This window comes from Pseudoalteromonas sp. RB2-MNA-CIBAN-0110, assembly GCF_040309305.1.
Lineage (GTDB): Bacteria > Pseudomonadota > Gammaproteobacteria > Enterobacterales > Alteromonadaceae > Pseudoalteromonas > Pseudoalteromonas arctica.
Map to the genome: position 1 here is coordinate 1 of NZ_JBEOOQ010000087.1, position 1250 is coordinate 1250.

Sequence of the window (1250 nt, forward strand, 5' to 3'; positions counted from 1 at the left end):
CCACCTACTTAGAGATGTTATTATGCATCTCATCAAACGTTAGGTGATACAAATGACAAAGAAAAAACGTCCAAATTTCAGTCCTGAATTTCGATTAGAAACAGCACAATTAGTTGTTGATAATGGTTATACCCACGAAGATGCAGCGAAGGCCATGGGTGCTGGTTATTCCACCGTTAGCAAATGGGTTAAACAGTTAAAAGAAGAGCGAAAAGGTAAACAACCTAAAGCTACTCCTATGACCGCTGATCAATTAAAAATACGTGAACTTGAAAAAAAGATTGAACGCATTGAATTAGAAAAGGATATCTTAAAAAAGGCTACTGCTCTGTTGATGTCAGACTCCCTGAACAATTCTTATTAATTGAGAAACTCAATCAGAGCAACAAAATAAAATATCCAATCACTACGTTATGCGATGTATTTAAAGTACATCGCAGCAGTTATAAATATTGGGTAAGCAGGGATAATAATTTAAGCTCGTCAGAGATTAAATTAAGAGCTGATGTTAAACGCTTTCATGCACTTAGTGGTGGCTCTGCGGGTGCTAGAAGCCTATCTGATATGGTGACGAATGAAGGTTATCCATTAAGTCGTTATCGGGCAAGAAGCTTAATGAATGAGCTAGACTTAGTGAGTTGTCAGATACCTAAGCATAAATATAAGAAGGCGAATCAAGATCATGTGGCCATCCCAAATATACTCAAACGTCAATTCGCCGTTGTTGAGCCTAATACTTATTGGTGTGGAGATGTGACGTACATTTGGACGGGTAATCGTTGGTCTTATCTTGCTGTTGTCCTTGATTTTTTTTCTAGAAAAGTTATTGGCTGGGCGATCTCAAACTCACCTGATAGTGAGTTAACGATGCAAGCATTAATGATGGCATATGAGAGCAGAGGAAAGCCTAAAGATGTCATATTCCATTCAGACCAAGGAACGCATTACACCAGCAGAAAGTTTAGGCAACGACTGTGGCGTTATCAAATCACGCAAAGCATGAGCCGCCGTGGAAATTGTTGGGATAATGCACCAATGGAACGATATTTTAGAAGTTTGAAAACGGAATGGATACCAACGATAGGGTATAAGAATTTTAATGAAGCCAAACAAGCAATCATTAATTACATCATGGATTATTACAATAAGACCAGGCCACATACGTACAACGGTGGAATAAGCCCAAATGAATCAGAGCGAAGATACAAATTAAGCTACAAAACTGTGGCCAATTTTACTTGACCACTTCA

1 protein-coding gene is annotated in these 1250 nt (G+C 38.4%); it reads left to right on the forward strand.

Annotation, left to right across the window (positions count from 1 at the left end; genetic code table 11):
- Positions 1–52 precede the first annotated feature (52 nt).
- A protein-coding gene (locus tag AAEY68_RS20630) for an IS3 family transposase (protein WP_502935715.1) occupies positions 53–1242 on the forward strand; the annotation gives its coding sequence in 2 pieces (ribosomal slippage) (positions 53–308 and positions 308–1242; 1191 coding nt in all).
- Positions 1243–1250: the final 8 nt, after the last annotated feature.